At 69.7% G+C, this 20,050-nt stretch carries 21 protein-coding genes; 9 read left to right on the forward strand and 12 right to left on the reverse strand.

What is annotated here, in order from left to right:
- Window positions 1-20 precede the first annotated feature (20 nt).
- Window positions 21-2,276 carry an MMPL family transporter gene (locus tag QSK17_RS21995; protein WP_285706919.1) on the reverse strand — a complete coding sequence of 752 codons (2,256 nt, stop codon included), beginning with the start codon at window positions 2,274-2,276 and terminating at the stop codon, window positions 21-23.
- Window positions 2,277-2,529: 253 nt separating this feature from the next.
- Between QSK17_RS21995 and QSK17_RS22000 the strand changes: the two genes are divergently transcribed.
- On the forward strand, window positions 2,530-2,991 hold the full coding sequence (locus QSK17_RS22000; protein WP_285706920.1) for an NUDIX domain-containing protein: 462 nt from the start codon (window positions 2,530-2,532) through the stop codon (window positions 2,989-2,991).
- A gap of 40 nt (window positions 2,992-3,031) precedes the next feature.
- Entirely contained in the window at window positions 3,032-3,286 is a 255-nt protein-coding gene (locus tag QSK17_RS22005; RefSeq protein ID WP_285706921.1) for a hypothetical protein, read from the forward strand.
- A 66-nt stretch (window positions 3,287-3,352) separates the two neighbouring features.
- Here the strand turns inward: QSK17_RS22005 and QSK17_RS22010 are convergent, their stop codons facing one another.
- On the reverse strand, window positions 3,353-3,742 hold the full coding sequence (locus tag QSK17_RS22010; protein WP_285706923.1) for an alpha/beta fold hydrolase: 390 nt from the start codon (window positions 3,740-3,742) through the stop codon (window positions 3,353-3,355).
- Between the two features lie 89 nt (window positions 3,743-3,831).
- Between QSK17_RS22010 and QSK17_RS22015 the strand changes: the two genes are divergently transcribed.
- Window positions 3,832-5,241 carry an ATP-binding protein gene (locus tag QSK17_RS22015; protein WP_285706924.1) on the forward strand — a complete coding sequence of 470 codons (1,410 nt, stop codon included), beginning with the start codon at window positions 3,832-3,834 and terminating at the stop codon, window positions 5,239-5,241.
- Between the two features lie 113 nt (window positions 5,242-5,354).
- Here QSK17_RS22015 and QSK17_RS22020 read toward each other — a convergent pair whose 3' ends face one another.
- The 6 genes from QSK17_RS22020 to pip all read right to left on the reverse strand — a co-directional run bounded on the left by QSK17_RS22020 (window position 5,355) and on the right by pip (window position 10,082).
- Window positions 5,355-5,903: an ATP-binding protein gene (locus tag QSK17_RS22020; RefSeq protein WP_285706925.1), complete on the reverse strand. Its 549-nt coding sequence runs from the start codon at window positions 5,901-5,903 to the stop codon at window positions 5,355-5,357.
- Window positions 5,900-6,094 (reverse strand): DUF5999 family protein, encoded by a 195-nt coding sequence (locus QSK17_RS22025; protein WP_285706927.1) that lies wholly within the window; start codon window positions 6,092-6,094, stop codon window positions 5,900-5,902. The genes QSK17_RS22020 and QSK17_RS22025 overlap by 4 nt, the downstream gene beginning before the upstream one ends.
- Before the next feature lie 143 nt (window positions 6,095-6,237).
- Entirely contained in the window at window positions 6,238-7,422 is a 1,185-nt protein-coding gene (locus tag QSK17_RS22030; RefSeq protein ID WP_285706929.1) for an acyltransferase family protein, read from the reverse strand.
- A gap of 64 nt (window positions 7,423-7,486) precedes the next feature.
- Window positions 7,487-8,230: an SAM-dependent methyltransferase gene (locus tag QSK17_RS22035; RefSeq protein WP_285706931.1), complete on the reverse strand. Its 744-nt coding sequence runs from the start codon at window positions 8,228-8,230 to the stop codon at window positions 7,487-7,489.
- A 66-nt stretch (window positions 8,231-8,296) separates the two neighbouring features.
- The gene (locus QSK17_RS22040; RefSeq protein WP_285706933.1) at window positions 8,297-9,028 is read right to left on the reverse strand and encodes an MOSC domain-containing protein; all 732 of its coding nucleotides are present in this window, start codon (window positions 9,026-9,028) and stop codon (window positions 8,297-8,299) included.
- 91 nt (window positions 9,029-9,119) lie between these two features.
- Window positions 9,120-10,082, reverse strand: coding sequence for a prolyl aminopeptidase (pip, locus tag QSK17_RS22045; protein WP_285706934.1), 963 nt, complete (start codon window positions 10,080-10,082; stop codon window positions 9,120-9,122).
- Window positions 10,083-10,277: 195 nt separating this feature from the next.
- On the opposite strand from pip, the gene QSK17_RS22050 reads away from it, so the two are divergent.
- Entirely contained in the window at window positions 10,278-10,700 is a 423-nt protein-coding gene (locus tag QSK17_RS22050; protein ID WP_285706935.1) for a hypothetical protein, read from the forward strand.
- Window positions 10,701-10,808: 108 nt separating this feature from the next.
- Here the strand turns inward: QSK17_RS22050 and QSK17_RS22055 are convergent, their stop codons facing one another.
- From QSK17_RS22055 to QSK17_RS22070, 4 genes are all read right to left on the reverse strand, one after another.
- Window positions 10,809-11,414, reverse strand: coding sequence for a response regulator transcription factor (locus tag QSK17_RS22055; protein ID WP_285706936.1), 606 nt, complete (start codon window positions 11,412-11,414; stop codon window positions 10,809-10,811).
- Window positions 11,411-12,703, reverse strand: a complete 1,293-nt coding sequence (locus tag QSK17_RS22060) for a sensor histidine kinase (protein WP_285706938.1) — start codon at window positions 12,701-12,703, stop codon at window positions 11,411-11,413. Before QSK17_RS22060 ends, QSK17_RS22055 begins: the two co-directional genes overlap by 4 nt.
- Window positions 12,704-12,779: 76 nt before the next feature.
- Window positions 12,780-13,550 carry an ABC transporter permease gene (locus tag QSK17_RS22065; protein WP_285706940.1) on the reverse strand — a complete coding sequence of 257 codons (771 nt, stop codon included), beginning with the start codon at window positions 13,548-13,550 and terminating at the stop codon, window positions 12,780-12,782.
- Window positions 13,551-13,593: 43 nt separating this feature from the next.
- A complete protein-coding gene (locus QSK17_RS22070; RefSeq protein WP_285706941.1) occupies window positions 13,594-14,487 on the reverse strand; it encodes an ABC transporter ATP-binding protein in 894 nt (297 codons plus the stop codon).
- A gap of 127 nt (window positions 14,488-14,614) precedes the next feature.
- Here QSK17_RS22070 and QSK17_RS22075 point away from each other — a divergent pair, with 127 nt between their 5' ends.
- The 5 genes from QSK17_RS22075 to QSK17_RS22095 all read left to right on the forward strand — a co-directional run bounded on the left by QSK17_RS22075 (window position 14,615) and on the right by QSK17_RS22095 (window position 20,037).
- Window positions 14,615-15,580, forward strand: a complete 966-nt coding sequence (locus QSK17_RS22075; protein WP_285706942.1) for a TIGR03557 family F420-dependent LLM class oxidoreductase — start codon at window positions 14,615-14,617, stop codon at window positions 15,578-15,580.
- A 266-nt stretch (window positions 15,581-15,846) separates the two neighbouring features.
- Window positions 15,847-16,731: an ABC transporter substrate-binding protein gene (locus QSK17_RS22080; protein ID WP_285706943.1), complete on the forward strand. Its 885-nt coding sequence runs from the start codon at window positions 15,847-15,849 to the stop codon at window positions 16,729-16,731.
- A complete protein-coding gene (locus QSK17_RS22085; protein WP_285706945.1) occupies window positions 16,722-17,672 on the forward strand; it encodes an amino acid ABC transporter permease in 951 nt (316 codons plus the stop codon). Before QSK17_RS22080 ends, QSK17_RS22085 begins: the two co-directional genes overlap by 10 nt.
- Window positions 17,669-18,445 (forward strand): amino acid ABC transporter ATP-binding protein, encoded by a 777-nt coding sequence (locus QSK17_RS22090; protein ID WP_285706946.1) that lies wholly within the window; start codon window positions 17,669-17,671, stop codon window positions 18,443-18,445. Before QSK17_RS22085 ends, QSK17_RS22090 begins: the two co-directional genes overlap by 4 nt.
- Window positions 18,442-20,037 carry an N-acyl-D-amino-acid deacylase family protein gene (locus tag QSK17_RS22095; RefSeq protein WP_285706948.1) on the forward strand — a complete coding sequence of 532 codons (1,596 nt, stop codon included), beginning with the start codon at window positions 18,442-18,444 and terminating at the stop codon, window positions 20,035-20,037. Before QSK17_RS22090 ends, QSK17_RS22095 begins: the two co-directional genes overlap by 4 nt.
- Window positions 20,038-20,050: the final 13 nt, after the last annotated feature.

A 20,050-nucleotide genomic window follows, 5' to 3' on the forward strand; every position in this document is an offset into this window, starting at 1 on the left:
ATCGAGGGAGCGGAGCGGTGTCAGCCGACCGGGACGGCGACGCGGTCCCGGTCGGGCGCCGACCGGTCCTCGTCCTCGCCGTGGGAGAGCCGGGGGAGCCACTGGAGCCAGCGAGGCAGGTACCAGTTCCAGTCGCCGAGCAGTTTCATGGTCGCGGGCAGCAGCACCGCCCGCACGATCGTGGCGTCGATCAGAACCGCCGCCGCCAGGCCGACCCCCAACTGCATGAAGGTCAGCAGCGACAGCGTGGCGAACGTCGCGAACACCGCCACCATGATGAGCGCCGCGCTCGTCACCACGGCGGCCGTGCTCTTGATGCCGTGCGCGACCGCGTCATCCGTGCGCATGCCCTTGTCGTACGCCTCGCGGACCCGGCTCAGGATGAACACGTGGTAGTCCATCGAGAGGCCGAAGAGGATCACGAACAGGAACATCGGCAGCCAGTCGGTGATCGTTCCCGTGGAGCGGAAGCCCAGCAGGCTCTCGCCGTATCCCTTCTGGAAGACCAGTACGAGCACGCCGTACGCCGCCGCGACGGACAGCAGGTTGAGCACGATGGCCTTGATCGCGACCACAAGCGAGCGGAACGAGGCCAGCAGCAGGACGAACGCGAACAGCAACACGAAACCGAACACGAGCGGCAGGCTCCGGGTGAGCTGGTCGTTGAAGTCCATCGACCCCGCGGTGTGGCCGGTGACGTGCGCGCCGGGGATGGTGGCGGGGATGACCTTCTCGCGCAGCGTGTGGACGGCGTGCTGGGACACGGCGCCGGTGCCGGTTCCCTTGATGCCGATGGCGATCCGGGCCACCGTCTTGTCCGGATTTATCGAGACGATGAATGGTTCGTTCGCTTCGCCGGTGGCGAATGCCCGCTCCTTGAACCGTGCGATCGCCGAGGTGACCTCGGAGGTCGTCACGTCGGCCGCCTTGAACACGACCACGGCCGGCTCGTTGCCGCCGGGGAACGCCTTGTCGATCCGCTTGAAGGTCTCCGCGATCGCGTAGTCGCCCTGGAGGTCGTCGATGCCCTGCGGGCCGGTCTTCAGGCCGATCGCGGGGACGGCCAGCGCCACGAGGAGGCCGCCGGCCAGAAGGGCGGAGATCGCCGGGTGGCGCAGGACCGGGCCGAGGACCGCGCCCCAGAAGCGGCTCTCACCGCCGCGCACGCCGAGGACGCGCCGCCAGGTGACCCGACCGCGAGTGACGGCGCGGACCGTGCCGTGGATGACGCGTGCGTCGATCTTGTCGCCGATCAGGGAGAGCAGCGCGGGGAGCACGGTCAGCGAGCCGACCACGGCGGTCAGAACCACAAGGATCGTGCCCTCGGCGAAGCCCATGAAGAGGCCGTTGCCGGTCAGGAACATCCCCGCCATCGCCACGATCACGGTGACGCCGGAGACCAGTACGGCCCGGCCCGACGTGGCCGCCGCGATCTCCATGGCCCGCAGCTTGTCCCGGCCCTTCGCCCGCTCCTCCCGCTCGCGCATGATGTAGAAGAGCGAGTAGTCCACGCCGACCGCGAGGCCGATCAGCAGCATCACGTTGGTCGTCATGCCGTCCACGTGCAGGACGTGGCTGGTGAAGGCCAGCAGGCCGGTTGCCGAGAAGATCGCCGTCATGGCCAGCGCGACCGGGACCACTGCGGCCAGCAGCGCGCCGAACGCGGCGAGCAGGATGCCGAGGGTGATCGGCAGCGAGAGCTGCTCGGCGCGGACGAAGTCCTTGTCGATCGCCTCGCCGATCAGCTTGTCGGAGCTCGCCCCGCCCGCCTGCTCGATCCGCAGGCCGGGATGGGCGGCGGCGACCCCTGCCACCGCGTCGAGCACCGGCTGGACCCGGTCCCCGGCGGTGCGGCCCTCGCCCTTCATGTCGAACTGGATCAGTGCCGTCTTCCCGTCCTCGGTGACCGGCGACGGCTCCTTGTCGTACGGCGTGCGCACGTGCTCGACCTGGCCGGTGGCCTCGACGGCCTTCTTCACGTCGACGACGGCATCGCGGAACCGCTGGTCCTTGATGGTCAGCGTGCCGCTCTGCAGGAGGACGACCTCGCTCGCCACATCCGTGAACCCGGCCCCGTCGAGGATCCGCCCGGCCTCGCGGGAATCGCCGTTCGCGTTCTCGTAAGGCTTCATCTTGGCGACGCCCACGGCGTTGCCGACGAAGACCGAGACGATGACGAACGAGGTCCAGATCAGCAGCGCCCACCATCTGTGGCGGGCGCTCCAGCCTCCGATGGAGGCGGCGAGGTTTCTACGGCGATGCGTCGGCGCTTTCACACCTCGAAGGTAGGTATCGATCAGGTCGGGAACCTCCGGCCGGAAGACCAATCGGCGCTACTGCTCCCGGCGGAACAGACGCCGTTCCGCTCCTGCTCAAGACCTACTGGACATCCCCGGGAGCCGGGTAGGGGACGCCCCGCCCCGGTCCGGGGTTCCGCCGCGAATCCGCAGCTCAGGAGTGGTCCACCAACCCCGAGAGGCGGACGACCTAAGCTCGTTCCATGCGTATCTCCTGCCGCGTGGCCCGCTCGTGATCCCGGCCGACGTGTTCTACGCCGGGCTGCACAAGGTGGTCCCGGCCGCCGCCGGGTTCATCACCGACCCCGCCGGCCGGGTGCTGCTGGTCAAGCCGAACTACCGCGATCACTGGGGCTGGCCGGGCGGGCACGTCGACGAGGGCGAGTCCCCGGAGGCGGCCTGCGGCAGGGAGCTGCGCGAGGAGCTGGGCCTGACGCTGCCGGTCGGGCCGCTGCTCGTCGTGAACTGGGTGGATCCGCTGGACGACCGCCCGTTTCCGCTGGTGCACTTCCTGTTCGACTGCGGCACGCTGGCCGACGGCGATGGGATCGTCCTCCAGAAAGAGGAGCTCGACGGCTTCGGGTTCTTCACCGCCGAGGAGGCCGACGCCCTGATGCCGTCCTATCTCTCCGCCCGGGTTCGGGCCGCGCAGACCGCCCGTACGGCCGGCACCGTCGTCTACCTGGCACCCTGAGTCCGATTAGTCCGGTGTGTCGGTGGAATGTCGTTGGAGAATGGTTGACAACGACGGGCGGGAATCGATGAGCGCACCGGAGTACAGAGAGCAACTGGAGCGGGTGGACGCGGATCTGGCGCGGCTGCGCCAGGAAGTGCGGGACATGCGCAGGGAGATCGGCGAGCGCGGGGCCGGCCCCACGGACGCCGCCGAGATGTCGTCGTTGATCACGAACGCCGAGCAGCAGGAGGCGTTGATCGAGGACCTCGAACTCAGGCGCCAGCAACTGCTCCGGCGCCTCGAAGAGGCGTGATCACGTCGATCGCAGACAGTATCGCCGGCGATTCCATCCCTCGACGTATCGCTCCCACCTTCGAATTCATCGGGTTGGATGCGCGGCGTGCCGGGTCAGGAACGCCTCGATGGCGGTCACGAACCCCTCGGCGTCGTCGAGCCACGGGAAGTGTCCGCCGCCCGGCTGCACGACGAGTTCGGCGTTCGGGAACAACGCGGCGTACTCGGCGATCACCTGCGGGGCGGCGCCCAGGTCCACCTCGCCGGCGAGCACCAGCACCGGCGCCGGGAACCCGGCCAGCGCCGAGCGGGTGGCGTCCGGGTCGAACGCGCCCTCGGCGGCGAAGGCCGCCGCGGCCTCCCCGTTCCGCTGCTCGTCCTCGAGAGCCTGATGGGCCTGCGCCACCGAGTCCCACCGGCCGTAGAAGAAGGGGGTGATGGCCTCCCAGTCCTCGTCCGCGGCATCGCCCGCCATGACCGCTTCGAGGGCGGCGGACGCCGCGCGTGAATGCTTCGATCGAAGATACTATCGCTAGCGATACTATTCCTTGCGATACTAACTGCATGGCCGACTTCATCGGGCGGGACGCGGAACTCGCCAGCCTCCAGGGTCTGCTCGACCGGATGAAATCCGGCATGGGCCACGCGAATCCGGGCCAGTGCGTGCTGATGCGAGGCCGGAGACGGATCGGCAAGTCGGCGCTCGCCGAGGAGTTCGTCCGCCGCAGCGGCCTGCCGCACGTGTACTTCACGGCGGCCCGGGGGAGCGCGGAACAGGAGCTGGAACAGCTGCTCGCGGACGTCGCCGCCTCGTCACTGCCCCGTCGCGACCTGTTCGCCGACGCCGCCCCGGCGAACTGGAACAGCGCGCTCCAACTCCTCGCGGACGCGGTCCCCGACGACGCTCCCTCGATCCTGGTGATCGACGAGGTCCCGTACCTCATGGAGCGGGTCGACGCCTTCGAGGGGCTGCTGCAACGCGCGTGGGACCGCTACCTCAGCCGCAAGCCCGTGCTGCTGATCCTCATCGGCTCGGATCTGGCCATGATGGAGGCGCTCAACAGTTATGAGCGGCCGTTCCACCAGCGCGGGACCGAGATGGTGGTGAAGCCGCTCAATCCGGCGGACATCCAGGACATGCTGGGCCTGGACGCGGCCGCCGCCCTGGACGCCGCCCTCGTCACCGGAGGACTGCCGCTGGTGTGCGCCGAGTGGAGACGCGGGGCGACGCTCTGGGAATTCCTCCATGGCGCGCTGACCAATCCTGTTTCGGCCCTGATCGTCTCCGCGGAGAGGTCGTTGGCGGCCGAGTTCCCTGGCCAGGCGATGGCGCGGGAGGTGCTGGGCGCACTCGGGAGCGGGGAGCGGACGTTCAGCAACATCGCCAGGGTGGCCGGCGGCATCGCGCACTCCACGCTCAGCAGGGCCGCCGACCTGTTGACAGCCAAGGGGATGGTCACGTCGGAGCTGCCGCTCTCGACCCGCCCCTCCAAGGAAAGCCGCTATCGCATCACCGACCCCTACCTCCGCTTCTGGCTCTGCTTCGTCGGCCCGCACATCCCCGAGATCGAACGCCGAAGGGGCGATCTCACGCTGCGGCGGATCGCCGCGGGCTGGAGCAGCTGGCGCGGGCGGGCGATCGAGCCCCTCGCACGCGAGGCACTGGCCCGGCTGCTGCCCGATGACCGCCTTCCGGCGGCTGAGGCGATCGGCGGCTACTGGACGCGCAGCAACGACGTGGAGATCGACATCGTCGGAGCCGATCGCGCGCCCATCGCCAGGGAGCTGCGCTTCGTCGGGTCCATCAAGTGGCTGGAAAGCCCCTTCGACGACCACGACCTCCATCGGCTGATCCGGCACCGCGCCGCGCTGACGGACCGGGCGCTCCCGCTGGTCGCGGTCTCCAGGAGCGGGGTCGCCTGTTCCGGCGTGGCGGGGTACGGGCCGGAGGAGCTGGTCGGCGCCTGGCGGTGAGATCGCCCCCGACGTTCCCGGTGAGCTCGGCCAGGCGGCCTTCCTCGGCTGAGCACCGCGGCGTCTCTTCGCGCCGAGGGCCGGGCGTTCTCCGCGCCGGTCCTCTCGGGTCGCTATCGCAGACCGACGTCTGAGCGCGCCGACAGCTCGAACCACACGATCTTGCCGGTGGGGGTGGGGTCGCTGCCCCAGCAGCAGGAGAGCAGCTCCAACATGCTGAGCCCGCGACCTCTCTCGTCGTCGGCGTCCGCCTCGCGGACGCGCGGCGGGTTCCGGTCGGCGTCCTCGACCTCGCAGCGCAGCATGCCCTCCACGTACGAGAGGGAGAGCTGGACCGGGCCGTGGGTGTGGCGCAGCGCGTTGGCGGTGAGCTCGCTGATGAGCAGCTCGGCCACGTCGATCGTGTCCTCCGCCAGGCCCCACGCGGTCAGGCGGGCGCGGGCCACGCGGCGCGCCATGCAGGTCGAGGACAGGCGCTGGGGCAGCTCCCAGGTGGCGGTCAGCTCCTGGGGCGCCGGCTTCGGGTCGGAGGAGGGAGGTGCGGCCACGACTTCGGCCCTGGCCCACTCCCGGTCCCAGTTCACGGCCCAGGTACGCCGGGAGGAGAACGCGGGAGCGGAGAGGGCGTTCCGAACGCCCGCTGCCGCGATGTCGATGGTCATGCCGCACACCCCGAAAGCTTCCGACCGGCCGGGACACTGCGCCCGTCGGGCAGCAGCTCACCGCTGTCATCGAAGACCACCACGCCGTTGCAGAGCAGCCCCCATCCCTGTTCCGGGTGGTAGGCCACCAGGAGCGCGGCCTCGTGGTCGGAGGCGTAGGCGGGAGGGCAGGAAGGCTGATGCTGGCACATGATGTCGTCCTTAGGGAGATCCTCGCTGGCTGTAGCGGCCGGTTGTCGTGGTTTTCTTCCACCATCAGGATGCCGAAGGGCGCACGCGGGTCGTGAGGGGATAAACCCCCGTATGGGTACGTATTCTCCGATACCCACCCGGGCTAAGTGATGGTAATGCGCTCCCGGGCGGGGGTAAGCACGGGAGGACGTCCCTTCGCCAGACGGCGGCCGAGCCGCTGCATCGGCAGCTCGACGAACCGGTACGTCAGCCAGCTCACGCCGCAGATGGCGGCGAAAACGCCGAGTCCCATGCCGAGCTGGACGAGTGGGGGGAACCTGCGCGGGTCGCCCACCATGAAGACGAACAGCCGCAGCAGCGGCATGTGCAGCATGTACACCGAATAGCTCACCAGCCCCAGCCAGGCCAGTGCGTACGGGATCCGGCGGTCCCGCAGGGCGTAGAAGAGCCAGAACGTGCCCCCGACCAGGGCGACGGTCATCAGGTTGGCCATGCCGTTGACCGTCACCGGCTTCATGAAGGGGGTCAGGCAGATCAAGAAGGTCACCCCCAGGACGGGCCAGATCCCCGATCCCTCGCCCCGCTCCCATCGGTAGATCACCGTGCCGGTGAACATGACCCCCAGGACCATCGCCCCCTGCCAGGGAACGCGGCTGCCGACCACGATGAGCACGATGGCGAGGGCGCCCAGGACGAACGCCCCCGCCGTACGGATCCACTTGGAGCCGAACAGCACGCCTCCGAGGCCGGCCAGGATCACGCCCAGCACGATGACGGGCACGACCGGGCCGGTGAGCAGCCCCCGGGGCGGCATGGTGAACGCCACCAGGACCGACAGCAGCGCGAACGACAGGGCGAACAGGCCGCTTCGCCGGTGCACGCCCACCACGAACAGCGCGGTGACGAGCAGGTAGAAGACCATCTCGTAGGAGAGCGTCCACATCGGCTCGGTGAACGCCCACGACCCGGTGACCTCCGTCAGCATCGTGATGTGCCCGATGAGGTTGATGTTCTTGCGCAGTGGCTGGATCGGCGTCATCGCCAGCACGACGGCGATGGTCAGGATGTACAGCGGGTAGAGGCGGAACACCCGGCCGATCCAGAACGCCCGCACGTCCCCCCTGCGCTCCAGTGAGGCGGGGATGATATAGCCGCTGACCAGGAAGAACACCAGGACACCGTAGTTTCCCAGGTTGAACCAGGTCGGCCGGACATCGGGCAGGAAGCGGTAGGTCATGTGCTCCAGGAGCACCGCCGTCGCGCCCAGCCCGCGCAAAGCGTCGAGCCACCTATATCGGGTTATGGGAGGCTGATTGTCAACTGACACTTAGGCCACATTAAACGATGCAGCATGCGCTCGTATAAGGAGTTCCCGGTTCGCTCGAACAGAGCTACCGGGTACGGCGGAGCAGGAGCGAGACGAAGCCGAGGACGCCCCGGTACCCCTTCAGCCACATGTCACGGTGGGCGAGGGCCGCTTCGCGTGCCGCCGCACCGTCGGGACCGGGGTTCTCCTCGGCCCAGCGGAGCAGGGTCCCGGTCCAGGACCACTCGTAGTCGTCCCACTCCCCGCGCTCGCTGGTGTGGGCGTACACGGTGACGTAGCCCGCGCTCTCGGCCCGGGCCACGGTCCCGGCGAGATCGGCGTAGTCGTCCGGATCGTCGACCAGCTCCGCGAGCGCCTCGGGGGTGGGCGGCACCTCCCAGAAGCCCTCGCCGACGAGGGCGAGACCGCCGGGGCGCAGGAACCGGGCGATGCCCTCCATGGTCGGGACGAGCCCGCCGAAGGCATGGGTGGCCCCCGAGCAGAACACCAGGTCGTACGGCTCCTCGCCGGTGAACTCCGTCGCGGACACCTGGTGCAGGCGGATCCGGTCGGTCACTCCCCGCTCCTCGGCGGCCTCGGCGGCGGAGCGCAGGGCGTGCGGGGAGATGTCCACGCCGTCGGCGGTCGCGTCCGGGTAGAGCGCGAGCGCCCGCAGTGTCCACGCCGCCTCGCCGCAGCCCAGATCGAGGATCCGCGCCCCCTTGGGCAGCTTGGCGCGGGTGAGCAGGCGGTCGATATGGGCTTCGCTGATGGGCGACGCGATGGGGTGGTCGCCGTGCGCGATGTGGCTGATCAGATCACGTTCCATGCGCAAACTGTTTCCTACGCCACGCCCGGAACGCCATCGAATATTCGTTGTGAGGCTGCTGCGAGGTTATCGCCGTATTTCGGCGGTATCGCCGGTGCGCACGGTGCCGGGACCGGTCACCCGCATGATCACCCCGAACTTGTTCTCGTGGGCCGTGATGAGCTGCTTCTGCAGCTCCGGCCAGCGCTCCCGGCCGTACGGGTCCCAGCTCGGCACGGCACAGCGGATGCACGGCCCCGTGTGGTCGCCCGTGACCTCAAGGACGGCCCCGCCCACCGTGATCACGGTGCCCTCGGTGAAGGACTCCTCCGCGAACGCGGGCGCGTTGGTGTCCAGATGGACGTTGGGCCGGAACCTGTCCAGCTCGACCCGCGCGCCCAGTTCCTCCTCCAAGCCGCGCAGGGACGCCTCGAAGGTCACCAGCACGGTCCGCCCCCGGTCCTGCTGCCCGTCCGCCGCCCGGAGCGAGAGCGGCACGCCGTACGACTCCGTCAACGTGGCGGGGAGATCGGGATCGTCCCACGCCCACGGCACGCCGCCGGGCGAGTAGAGCACCGGAGGGCCCGGCGGCTCGGGGGAGCCGTCGCAGGTCGCCGGGTACGCGGCCTCCCAGGCCAGCATCCCGGGCGACTGCCGTACCGTGAGCCGCTTGCCCGCGTGCGCCGGACGCTCGTCGACGAGCGCGTACGCCCGATCGCCCGCCACACCCCGATGGTCCAGCAGGAGAGCGGGAAGGCGCTCCCCGCGCAAGGACTTGACCGGCCAGCGGTACAGGCCGTTGACGGTTCCCCGATACATGACCTCGATCCTAGGGTCCGGGGTTGTCGCTGGAGGGTGGCTGGGCGTTGGATTTGTGCGGATTTATATGGATTTGTGCGAGTTGGTACGGCTAGTGCCGCTGGGCGAAGCGGTCGGTCGCCTCGATGAGGCGGTCCAGGATGCCCGGCTCGGTGTAGGCGTGCCCGGCGTCGTCCACGATGTGGAACTCGGCCTCGGGCCAGGCCCGGTGCAGATCCCAGGCGGTCGCCGCGGGAGTGCACATGTCGTAACGACCCTGCACGATGACGCAGGGGATGTGCCGGATCCTGTCGATATCACGGAGGAGTTGCCCGTCCGCGAAGAATCCGCCGTTCACGAAATAGTGGCTCTCGATCCTGGCGAACGAGACCGCGTAGTCGTCGTCGGCGTGCTTGGCGACGATCTCGGGATCACGACGCAGCGTGATGGTGGAGCCCTCCCACACGCTCCATGCCCGCGCGGCGGGAACCCGTACGGCGGGGTCCTGATCGTTCAGCCGCGCGTGGAAGGCGGCGATGAGGTCCCTCCGCTCGTCTTCCGGGATCGGCGCGACGTAGCTCTCCCACAGGTCGGGATAGACCATCGAGGCGCCCTCCTGGTAGAACCAGCGCAGCTCGAAGGGCCGCAGCAGGAAAATGCCGCGCAGCACGAGCTCGGACACCCGGTCGGGATGGCTCTGCGCGTACGCCAGGGAGAGCGCGCTGCCCCAGGACCCGCCGAACACCTGCCAGCGGTCGATCCCGAGATGCTCACGGAGCCGCTCCATGTCGCCGATGAGATGCCAGGTCGTGTTGTGCTCCAGCGACACCGCGGGGTCGGACGCGTGCGGGTGGCTGCGTCCGCAGTTGCGCTGGTCGAACAGCACGATGCGGTACGCCTCCGGATCGAACTGGCGACGATGGTCGGGGGTGCAGCCGCCCCCGGGACCTCCGTGGACCATGACGACGGGCTTGCCCTCGGGGTTGCCGCACACTTCCCAGTGGATCCGGTTGCCGTCGCCGACATCGAGCAGGCCGGAGTCATGGGGCTCGATCGGTGGATAAAGCGTCCTCATGAGCGGTCATTATGATCGCTCGACACCCTCAGACGGCGTTCGCCGCCGCTGAGACCACGCATGTCACGGAGTCCGGTTGCCGGTCGGTGGCACAACTGCCGCCTTGTGGCGATCAATAAACGTTCAAGCAGCGGATACCGACGACGCCACCGGGTAGGGCGAACAAACCGGATAAATCACTCTTCGGGGGAAGATATGAGGTTTCTTGTCCGGCCACACCAGATTCCCGTACGGCTGGCCACCGGGCTGTTCATGCTGAACTCAGGACTCAGCAAGGCGTCCGCCGACCGGGAGACCGCCGCCAGCCTGCACGGGATGGCTTCGGGGGCCTATCCCTTCCTCAAGGACATGGACCCGATGACCTTCGTCAACCTGCTGTCCAAGTCGGAGATCGCGCTCGGTGTGGCGTTGCTGCTTCCCGTCGTCCCCTCCGTTCTCGCGGGAGCCGCGCTCACCGCGTTCGCCGGCGGTCTGATGGGCCTTTACCTGAAGACGCCCGGCCTGCGCCAGGAGGACAGCCTGCGGCCTACGCCGGAAGGAATCGCCATCGCCAAGGACACCTGGCTCGTGGGCATCGGAGCCAGCCTTCTCTGTGAAGAACTCGGCCGCCGCGACTGACAGTGATGATGGAGGTGAGCACCTCCCGTCAGGGCTTGACCCAGCGACTGGCTGACCTTGGGTCCTCAATGGGATCTGTCGGTCCTGGTCGGGAGGCGGGATCGGCTGTCAGAGCCAGCCGGCGTCCTGGGCCACCCGGATGGCGTCGATCTTGTTGCGTGCGCCGGTCTTGGTGATCGCGCTGGTCAGGTAGTTGCGCACGGTGCCGGGGGAAAGGTGCAGCCGGGCCGCGATCTCCTCCGCCGCCGCCCCGTGGGCCGCCTCCTTGAGCACGGTCGCCTCCCGGGGAGTCAGCGGGCTGGCGCCGTACTCCATCGCGGACGCGACGAGCTCCGGATCCAGGACGCGCAATCCCTGGGCCGTGCGGCGGATCGCGTCCGCCAACCGGTCGCCGGGGGCGTCCTTCACCAGGAACGCCTCGATGCCGGCCTGCAGGGCACGCCGTACCTGTCCTGGCTGGCCCATCGCGGTGAGCACCAGGATGCGGCAGGAGGGCAGGAGGCCGCGCAACTCGGCCGCGGCGGTGATGCCGTCCACGACGGGGAGGTCGATGTCGACGACCGCCACGTCCGGACGGGTGCGGAGCGCCTCGGGGACGATCTCGTCGCCCCTGGTCACCTCAGCGACCACCTCGATGTCCGATTCGAGGCGCAGCAACGCCGTCAGGGCCGCTCTGATCATATGCATGTCCTCGGCCAGCAGGACCCTGATCACGGTGACACCTCCGGCCCGGAAAGTCCCGATATCCCCGGCTCGGAAAGCTCCGACGCGCCAGGTCCGGAATGTCCTGGCAGGCCCGGCTTGGCGAGCCCTGATGCCCCCGGCCTGGAACGTCTCGACACCTCAGTCCGAGACGTCTCGCCAGGCAGAGCAGACTCCGACCCGGACGCCGGCACGACCACGGGGATCTCCATGGCCAGGCGGAATCCGCTGTCGCCGGTGCGCTCGGCGATCAGGGACCCACCCGCCTGTCCGGCGCGTTCGCGCAGTCCCGCCAGCCCGCTGTCGCTGCCGTCGCCGTCCCGGCCGGGAGCGCCGTCGTTCACCACCTCAAGGCGTACGGTCCGACCTCGCCGGGAGGTGGTGATCGAGCAGGTCGTCGCGCGGCTGTGCCGTACGACGTTGGTGATCCCTTCGCGCACACCCCAGGCGAGGGTCTCCACGACGGCCTTCGGGAGGTCGATCTCGGCGAGGTTGACGTGGCATTCGACGCCGGAGGCCTCCAGCAGCGCGACGCCCCGGTTCACCTCCTGCGTCAGCGACATCTCCCTGAACCCGCGGGCCACCTGGCGTACGTCCTGCGCCGCGTCTCTGGCGACCCGGACCAGTTCGTCGAGCTCGCCGGAGGCCATGGCGGGGTCGCGTTCGATGAGCCTCCTGGCCAGGTCGCCCTTGAGCGCGATGGCGGACAGGCTGTGCCCGAGCCCGTCGTGCAGGTCACGGGAGATGCGCAGCCGCTCCTTCAGCACCGCCGCCTCGGCCAGGTCGGCGCGGGCCCGCTCCAGCTCCCTGGTCACGACCACGAGCCGGGTCACGGCGTAGATCACGAATCCGGTGACGAAAACGGTGATGGCGAAGTAGAACCCGTTCGACAGGTTCCCGCCCGGCGGCACGGTGGTGAACACCCAGGCGTGTACGGCCATCGCGCAGGCCACGATCGGCAGGGCCACCGCGAACCGCAGGCGGATCAGCACCGCGCCCATGAGGATCGGGACCATCGGGGCGATCCAGTAGCACCACATGTCGCCGAAGGCGAAGGACGGCGCGTAGGTGGCCACCGCCTGCACGAGGAGAGCCACCGGGAACCCTCGGAAGGCCTGTCCGCGCAGAGCCGTGCGAATGTGGAGGTAGTGGGGGACGAAGAACCCGGCCATCGCGGCGATCATGATCGCCTTGTGCAGCAGGGAGCCGTACATCAGGATCCCGGCGATCAGGTTGATTGTGAATCCCACCGAGATCGTGGCGACCACGGCGATGGCCAGGGTTTGCGAGCGTATACGCATGACGTCCCGATTATGACCGGCTCGATCAGGTTTGATCAGACGTGATCGGGCCAGCTTGATTACGACCGGGTCTTCATTACGACCGGCGCGGTTCCCAGCGGAACCGGCGGCTGATCACCAGGAGCGCGATGGCCGCCCAGACGCTCAGAATCAGCAGGGGCACCGCCGCCGCCTGCAGGTCGTCGACGAAGGTGCCGTCGGCGAAGGTCGCCCTGCCCACCCTGACCACCGCCGCGGTGGGCAGCAGGTCGAGCGCGGTCGTCAGCCAGCCGGGGAGGAGCTGGCCCATCGGCCCGAAGGCGCCCGCCCCCAATCCCGCGATCATGAAGAACGGAACGCTCATCGGGGCGGACACCTCGGCCCGGGGGATCACCACGGTCCAGGCGGCCCCGAGCAGTGTGAGCACGGTCGCGCCGAGTACCACGAAGACCGTGAACAGGAGCGGGTCGCGCGGTGCGGTGGCCGAGGTGAGGTTCACCACCGCCACCGTCGTGACCAGCGCGATCAGCACGCTCTGCGTCATGATGTTGAGCAGCTCGCCGCCCAGCACCGCCCCGTCGCTCAATCCGGCGGCCCGCAGCCGCTTGAGGATGAGCTGGTCCCGCCGGAAGGTCAGCGAGATGGCGCTCTGGTTGAACGCGCTGAGAGTGAGCACCACCGCCAGCATGCCGATCAGCTGGGCGACGACCAAAGAGGGGTCGCCGCTGCGCAGCCGGTCCATCAGGACGGGCAGGCCGATGCCGAGGCCGACCGAGGTCAGCACCGTCGCGGTCAGCGCCTGCTTGTCCCGCCAGTAGATCCGGCCACCGAGGCGGGCGGCCGCCAAAGTCTCACGCACCGTCGTCATCGCGCCGTCTCCTCGATCGCCAGGGTCTCGCGAACCGTCGTCATCACGCCTTCTCCTTGCCGGCCAGGTCGAGGAACAGGTCTTCGAGCGTCGCCGTACGGACCTCCAGGCCGCGCAGCCGCAGCCCGCGCTCGCCGGCCCAGCCGAGCAGCGTCTGCGCGGCCACGTCGGGGTCGGGCACGCGGCAGATCACCGTGGTCCCCTCCATGGCGGTGACGTCCACGGGCAGGTCCTGGACCTCGACCCCCGAGGGCAGTTCGAACGCCACCCGCCCGGTCTGGGCGGCCAGCGTCTCCGCCATGCCGCCGCTCGCCACGATCGCGCCCCTGTCCATGATCGCCATCGTGGTCGCGAGCCGCTGGGCCTCCTCCAGGTAGTGCGTGGTGAGCAGGACGGTGGTCCCGCGCTCGGCGAGGTCCGTGACGACGTCCCAGGTGGCCTTGCGCGCCGCGGGGTCCATGCCCGTCGTCGGCTCGTCGAGGAAGAGCAGGTCGGGACGGCCGAGCGTGGCCAGCGCGAGGTCGAGGCGGCGCTTCTCACCGCCGGAGAGCTGGCGCACCTTGGTCCCGGCCTTCTCGGTCAGGCCGACCAGCTCCAGCGCCTCCGCGCGGGGGCGGGCGGCCGGGACGAGATCCCGCCAGGAGTCGACGGTCCGCGCCACGGTCAGGTCAGGGAAGAACCCCGCCTCCTGCAGCATGATCCCGGTGCTCTTGCGCACCTTGGCGCGGTCCTTGACCGGGTCGAGACCGAGCACCCGTACGGTGCCGCCGTCAGGGCGCTGGAACCCCGCGAGGATCTCGATCGTCGTGCTCTTGCCCGCGCCGTTCCTGCCGAGCAGGGCGAATATCTCGCCTCGGGCGACGGTGAAGGAGATCTCCTTGACCGCCTCGAAGTCCCCGTAGCTCTTCCTGAGCCCGTCCACCTGGATCGCTGCCATACGTCCGATTCTTCGGATCAGTCCCGGACGGCGGCAGTGAAAAATTCATGACTTCGACGGGTGGCGCTGCCGGCAAAGAGACCGTCCGCCTCGGCGAGGCCCGAACCGAGGTGGGTAGTCGTGCCCTATGACGCAAATCGGGTACACGATGATGACCGAGCAGACGCCCGCCCGGCAGCTGGTGGACGACGTCGTCATCGCCGAGCGCGTCGGTTTCGACTATGCGGTCATCTCCGACCACTACTTCCCGTGGCTGGAGGAGATGGGGCACGCGCCGTACGCGTGGTCGGTGCTGGGCGCGGCGGCCGTCTCGACCCGGCGCCTGCCGCTCATGACGTACGTCACCTGCCCGATCATGCGTTATCACCCGGCGGTGGTCGCGCAGAAGGCGGCCACCATCGGCGTCCTCTCCGAGGGACGGTTCACGCTCGGCCTGGGCGCGGGGGAGAACCTCAACGAGCACGTGATCGGCCACGGCTGGCCGCCGGTGAACACGCGGCACGACATGTTCCGCGAAGCCATCGAGATCATCCAGGAGCTGTTCGACGGCGGGTACACGAGCTATCGCGGTGCGCACTTCGACGTCGACTCCGCCCGCCTGTACGACCTGCCCGACGAGCCGATCCCCATCGCGATCGCCGCCTCGGGCGACCAGTCCGGAGAGATCGCCGCCGAGTACGGCGACGGCCTGATCACGATTGAACCGGACGCCGATCTGGTCGCGAAGTTCGTCTCCGAGGGCGGCCGGGGCAAGCCGGTCTACGGCCAGCTGGCGATCGCCTACGACCCGGACCGGGAGGCGGCGGTGCGGCGGGCCCACCGGCTGTGGCGCTGGGCGGCGGCGGGTTGGAAGGTCATGGCCGAGCTGCCCGCGCCGGTGAACTTCGACGCCTACGCAGGGACCGTACGACCCGAGGACGTCGCGGAGAAGGTGCCGTGCGGCTCGGACGTCGACGCCGTGGTGGCGGCCGTACACCGGTTCGTCGACGCTGGTTTCACCCACGTCGCCCTCGTCCAGATCGGCCACGAGCACCAGAGCGAGTTCTTCGACTGGTCGCGCCGGGAGCTGCTGCCCGCGCTGCGCGGCATCTGACCGCTCGCCCCGGGGCTCAGGGGCGATCAGATGGAGCCCCACCCACGGCCCGGACACCGCCGCCACCTGCGCGGACATCGCCGCCACCTGCGCGGATCCCGACCCGACTGATCACGTGACCGTGCCGGGGACGGACACCGACGCCGTTTCGCCGCGGAACGACCATCGAAGGATTCGGTGCTCAGACCCGCAAGCGTTCACGACTCTTGGGCCTGTGACATGCCATCGCCAGCATATGCTCAATCGTTCGCAAATCAGGAGGATCCATGGCAAATCGCCTTTTTGTTGCCATTGCTGGCGCGCTGGTGGTGTCCGCGCTCGCGGGCGGCTGCGGGCGTTCGTCGTCGGGAACCACCGCGGGCGAGGGCGCGGCGGCGACGGCGGGCAAGTCCGCCAAGGATCTGGTGCCCGAGGCCGTGCGCAAGACCGGCGAGCTGCGGGTGGCCACGTCCGAGGGATACCCGCCGATGGAGATGTACAAGAAGGGCACCCAGGAGCTCACCGGAGTCGACCCCGACCTCGGCGCCGCCATCGCCGAGAAGCTGGGGCTCAAGTTCACCATCACCAACGCCGCCTTCGACGGCCTCATCCCCGGCCTCCAGGGCGGCCGCTGGGACATCGTGATGTCCTCGATGAGCGACACCGAGGCGCGGCGCGGCGCGGTCGACTTCGTCGACTACTTCAACGCCGGTGGCGCGATCATGGTCAAGAAGGGCAACCCCGAGGGCATCAAGACGCTCGACGACCTCTGCGGCAAGACGGTGGTCCTCGCCAAGGGCAGCTCCAACCTGGCCATCGGCGAGAGGCAGAACGAGAAGTGCGCCACCAAGATGAAGATCATGCAGAGTGAGGACGCTCCCACCGGCCTGCTCTCGCTGGACTCCGGCCGCGCGGTCGCGACCATCGTCGACTCCCCCGTCGCCCACATGTACGCCAATGAGACCGGCAACTATGAGGTGCTCTCCGAGCAGTACGACGCCGGTCCGTGGGGCATCGCGATCGACAAGCGCAACACCGGGCTGCGTGACGCCGTGGCCAAGGCCATGGGCGAGCTCCAGGCCGACGGCGGCTACAAGGCCGTCCTCGAGGAGTACGGCGTCGGCGCAAACGCCGTGTCCGAGGTCCTGGTGAACACGAAGCCGTGGAAGTGACGCCCGCCGGGGCCACCCCCGGATCGCGGGACGGGGAGCCGGCCGCCGAGCCGCCGGTCGAGCTGCCGATCAACGCGGTGCGGCCCCCGCGCCCGGGTCGGCTGATCGGCGGGGCGGTCGCCCTGCTCTTCCTGGCCTGGCTCGCGTACACGATCATCGTCAACGAGAACATCCACTGGGACGTGATCGTCTCGTTCCTCACCGACGGCCGGATCCTCGGCGGTCTGTGGGTGACGATCCAGCTCACCGTGTTCTCCATGGTGATCGGCCTGGTCCTCGGCGTGATGGCCGCGGTGATGCAGCTGTCCGACAGCCCCGTACTGCGCGGCACGTCGGCGCTCTACACCTGGTTCTTCCGCGGCACGCCCCTGCTGGTGCAGCTGATCTTCTGGTTCAACATCGGCCTCGTCTTCCCGTCCTTCGGCATCGGCGTGCCGTTCGGCGGCCCGAAGCTGATCGAGTGGCAGGCCAACGAGCTGATCACCCCGTTCACCGCGGCGCTGCTCGGCCTCGCGATCAACGAGGGCGCGTACATGGCCGAGATCGTGCGGGCGGGCATCCGCTCGGTGGACCCGGGCCAGCGCGAGGCCGCCGAGGCGCTCGGCATGTCGCACCGGCAGGTGCTGCGCCGGGTGGTGCTCCCGCAGGCCATGCGAGTGATCATCCCGCCCACCGGCAACCAGTTCATCTCCATGCTGAAGACCACGTCGATGGTCTCGGTCATCGCCGGGGCCGAGCTGCTGACCGTCGCCCAGCGCATCTACCTGGGCAACTTCGAGGTCATCGCGATGCTCATCGTGGCGTCGATCTGGTACGTCGTGCTCACCACGATCGCCAGCATCGGCCAGCACTTCATCGAGAAGCGGTTCGAGCGCGGTCACGCCGCGCTGGGGGCGCGGGTCCGCCGTAACCTGCGGCCGTTCGCGAAGGAGCCGGCATGACGAACGGGCACGCCGAGCCGATGGTCAAGATCCGCTCCCTCCGCAAGCGGTTCGGCGCGGTCGAGGTGCTCAAGGGCATCGACCTCGACGTCCCGCACGGCCAGGTGGTGTGCGTGGTCGGCCCGTCCGGCTCGGGCAAGTCGACGCTGCTGCGCTGCGTCAACCGGATGGAGACCATCGACTCCGGCCGGATCTGGGTGGACGGCGACCTGATGGGGTACGCCGAGCGCGGCGACCGGCTGCACCTGCTCCCCCCTGCGGAGCTGTGCCGGCAGCGGCGTCCGATCGGCATGGTGTTCCAGCGGTTCCACCTGTTCCCTCACCGCACCGCGATCGAGAACGTGATGGAGGGCCCGGTCACCGTGCTGCGCACGCCCCGGGCCGAGGCCCGGAGGCAGGCCGAGGAGCTGCTGGAGCGGGTCGGCCTGGCCGACCGCGCCGGCCACTATCCCGCCCAGCTCTCGGGCGGCCAGCAGCAGCGCGTCGCCATCGCCCGCAGCCTGGCCATGCGGCCCAAGCTGATGCTCTTCGACGAGCCGACCAGCGCGCTCGACCCCGAACTCGTCCAGGAGGTGCTCGCGGTCATGCGCGACCTCGCCGCGAGCGGCATGACGATGATGGTGGTGACGCACGAGATGGGCTTCGCCCGCGAGGTCGGCGACCAGCTCGTGTTCGTCGACGGCGGTGTGATCGTGGAGCGGGGCAACCCCCGCGAGGTCCTCGCCAATCCCAGTAACGACCGTTTCCGCGCCTTCCTCGGGCAGGTCCTGTGAGCCGTTTCGACCTCCTGATCCGCGGAGGCCTCCTGTTCGACGGTACGGCCCGGCCGGGCCGGGAAGCCGACGTCGCCGTGGCCGGCGGCCGGCTGACCGTGCTCCCTCCGGGTGCCGCGGCGGCCGCGGCCGAGGTGATCGACGCCCGCGGGCGGGCCGTCGCCCCCGGCTTCATCGACGTGCACACCCATTCCGACGGCGTCGCGCTGCTCGGCCAGGACGACCGGGAGCTGGTACGCGCCGCGGTGCTCCAGGGCGTGACCACGGAGATCTGCGGCAACTGCGGATCGAGCCTGTTCCCGGCGCTGCCGGAGCGGGTGGTCGCGATGCGGGCGGACGCCCGCGTCTCCTTCGGCGGCGACGTCGGCATATATCAGGACTTCGCGGGATTCGCCGAGGCGCACGCCCGGGTGCCCAGGGCCAACCACCTCGCCTCCCTCGTCGGCCACGGCACGCTCCGCGCCGGGGTACTCGGTCCCGTGGACCGGCCCGCCACCCCGGCCGAGCTGGCCGCCATGTGCGACCTGCTCGACCGTGCCCTGTCCCAGGGCGCCGCCGGGCTCTCCACCGGCCTCATCTACACCCCCGGCACGTACGCGAGCACCGATGAGGTGGTGGCGCTGGCCGCCGTCGCGGCCCGGCACGGCAAGCCGTACGTCACCCACCTGCGCGACGAGATGTCCCGCGTGGAGGAGGCGCTGGAGGAGGCGGTCGAGATCGCCCGCCGCAGCGGCGCCGCACTGCACGTCTCCCACCACAAGACCGCCGGCCGGTACGCCTGGGGCCGCACGGAGCGGACCCTGCCGAGGATCGCCGAGCTGCGGGCCGGTGGAATGGACGTGACCTGCGACGTCTACCCGTACACCGCGGGGAGCACGGCGCTGGCCGCGATGCTCCCGCCATGGGCGAACGACGGTGGCATGGCCGCGCTGACCCGCAGACTGGGCAGCCCGGAGGAGCGGGACCGGATGCGCCGCGCCATCGCCGAGGGTGTGCCCGGCTGGGAGAACACCGTCGGCAACGGCGGCTGGGACCGCATCTCGGTCGCCTGCGCCCCGCGCCACCCGGAGACCGAGGGCAGGACCATCGCCGAGCTGGCCGCGACCGCGGGCGCCGACCCCCTCGACACGGCCGCCGAGCTCCTCCTCGCGGAGGGCGGCGAGGTGACGATCATCAGCCACTCCATGATCGAGGACGACGTCCGGCGGGTCCTGGCCGCGCCGTACACGATGATCGGTTCGGACGGCGTGCCCAAGCCGGGCGGCCGGCCGCACCCGCGCTGGGCCGGGACGTTCCCCCGCGTGCTCGGGCACTACGTCCGGGACCTGGGCCTGCTCACCCTGGAGAGCGCGGTGCACAAGATGACCGGGATGGCCGCCGCCAGATTCGGCCTGACCGGCCGGGGCGTGATCCGGGACGGCGCGCTCGCCGACCTCGTGGTCTTCGACCCGGACACCGTGGCGGACGGCGCCACCTTCACCGACCCGCTGCTGCCTCCGGCCGGCGTGGACGCGGTGGTGGTCGGCGGCGCGCTCGTGGCCCGCGAGGGCGTGGAGACCGGCGCGCGGCCGGGCACGGTGCTGGCGCTGTGACAGTGGAGTGGAA

It is taken from the genome of Microtetraspora sp. NBRC 16547, assembly GCF_030268965.1.
Classification (GTDB): domain Bacteria; phylum Actinomycetota; class Actinomycetes; order Streptosporangiales; family Streptosporangiaceae; genus Microtetraspora.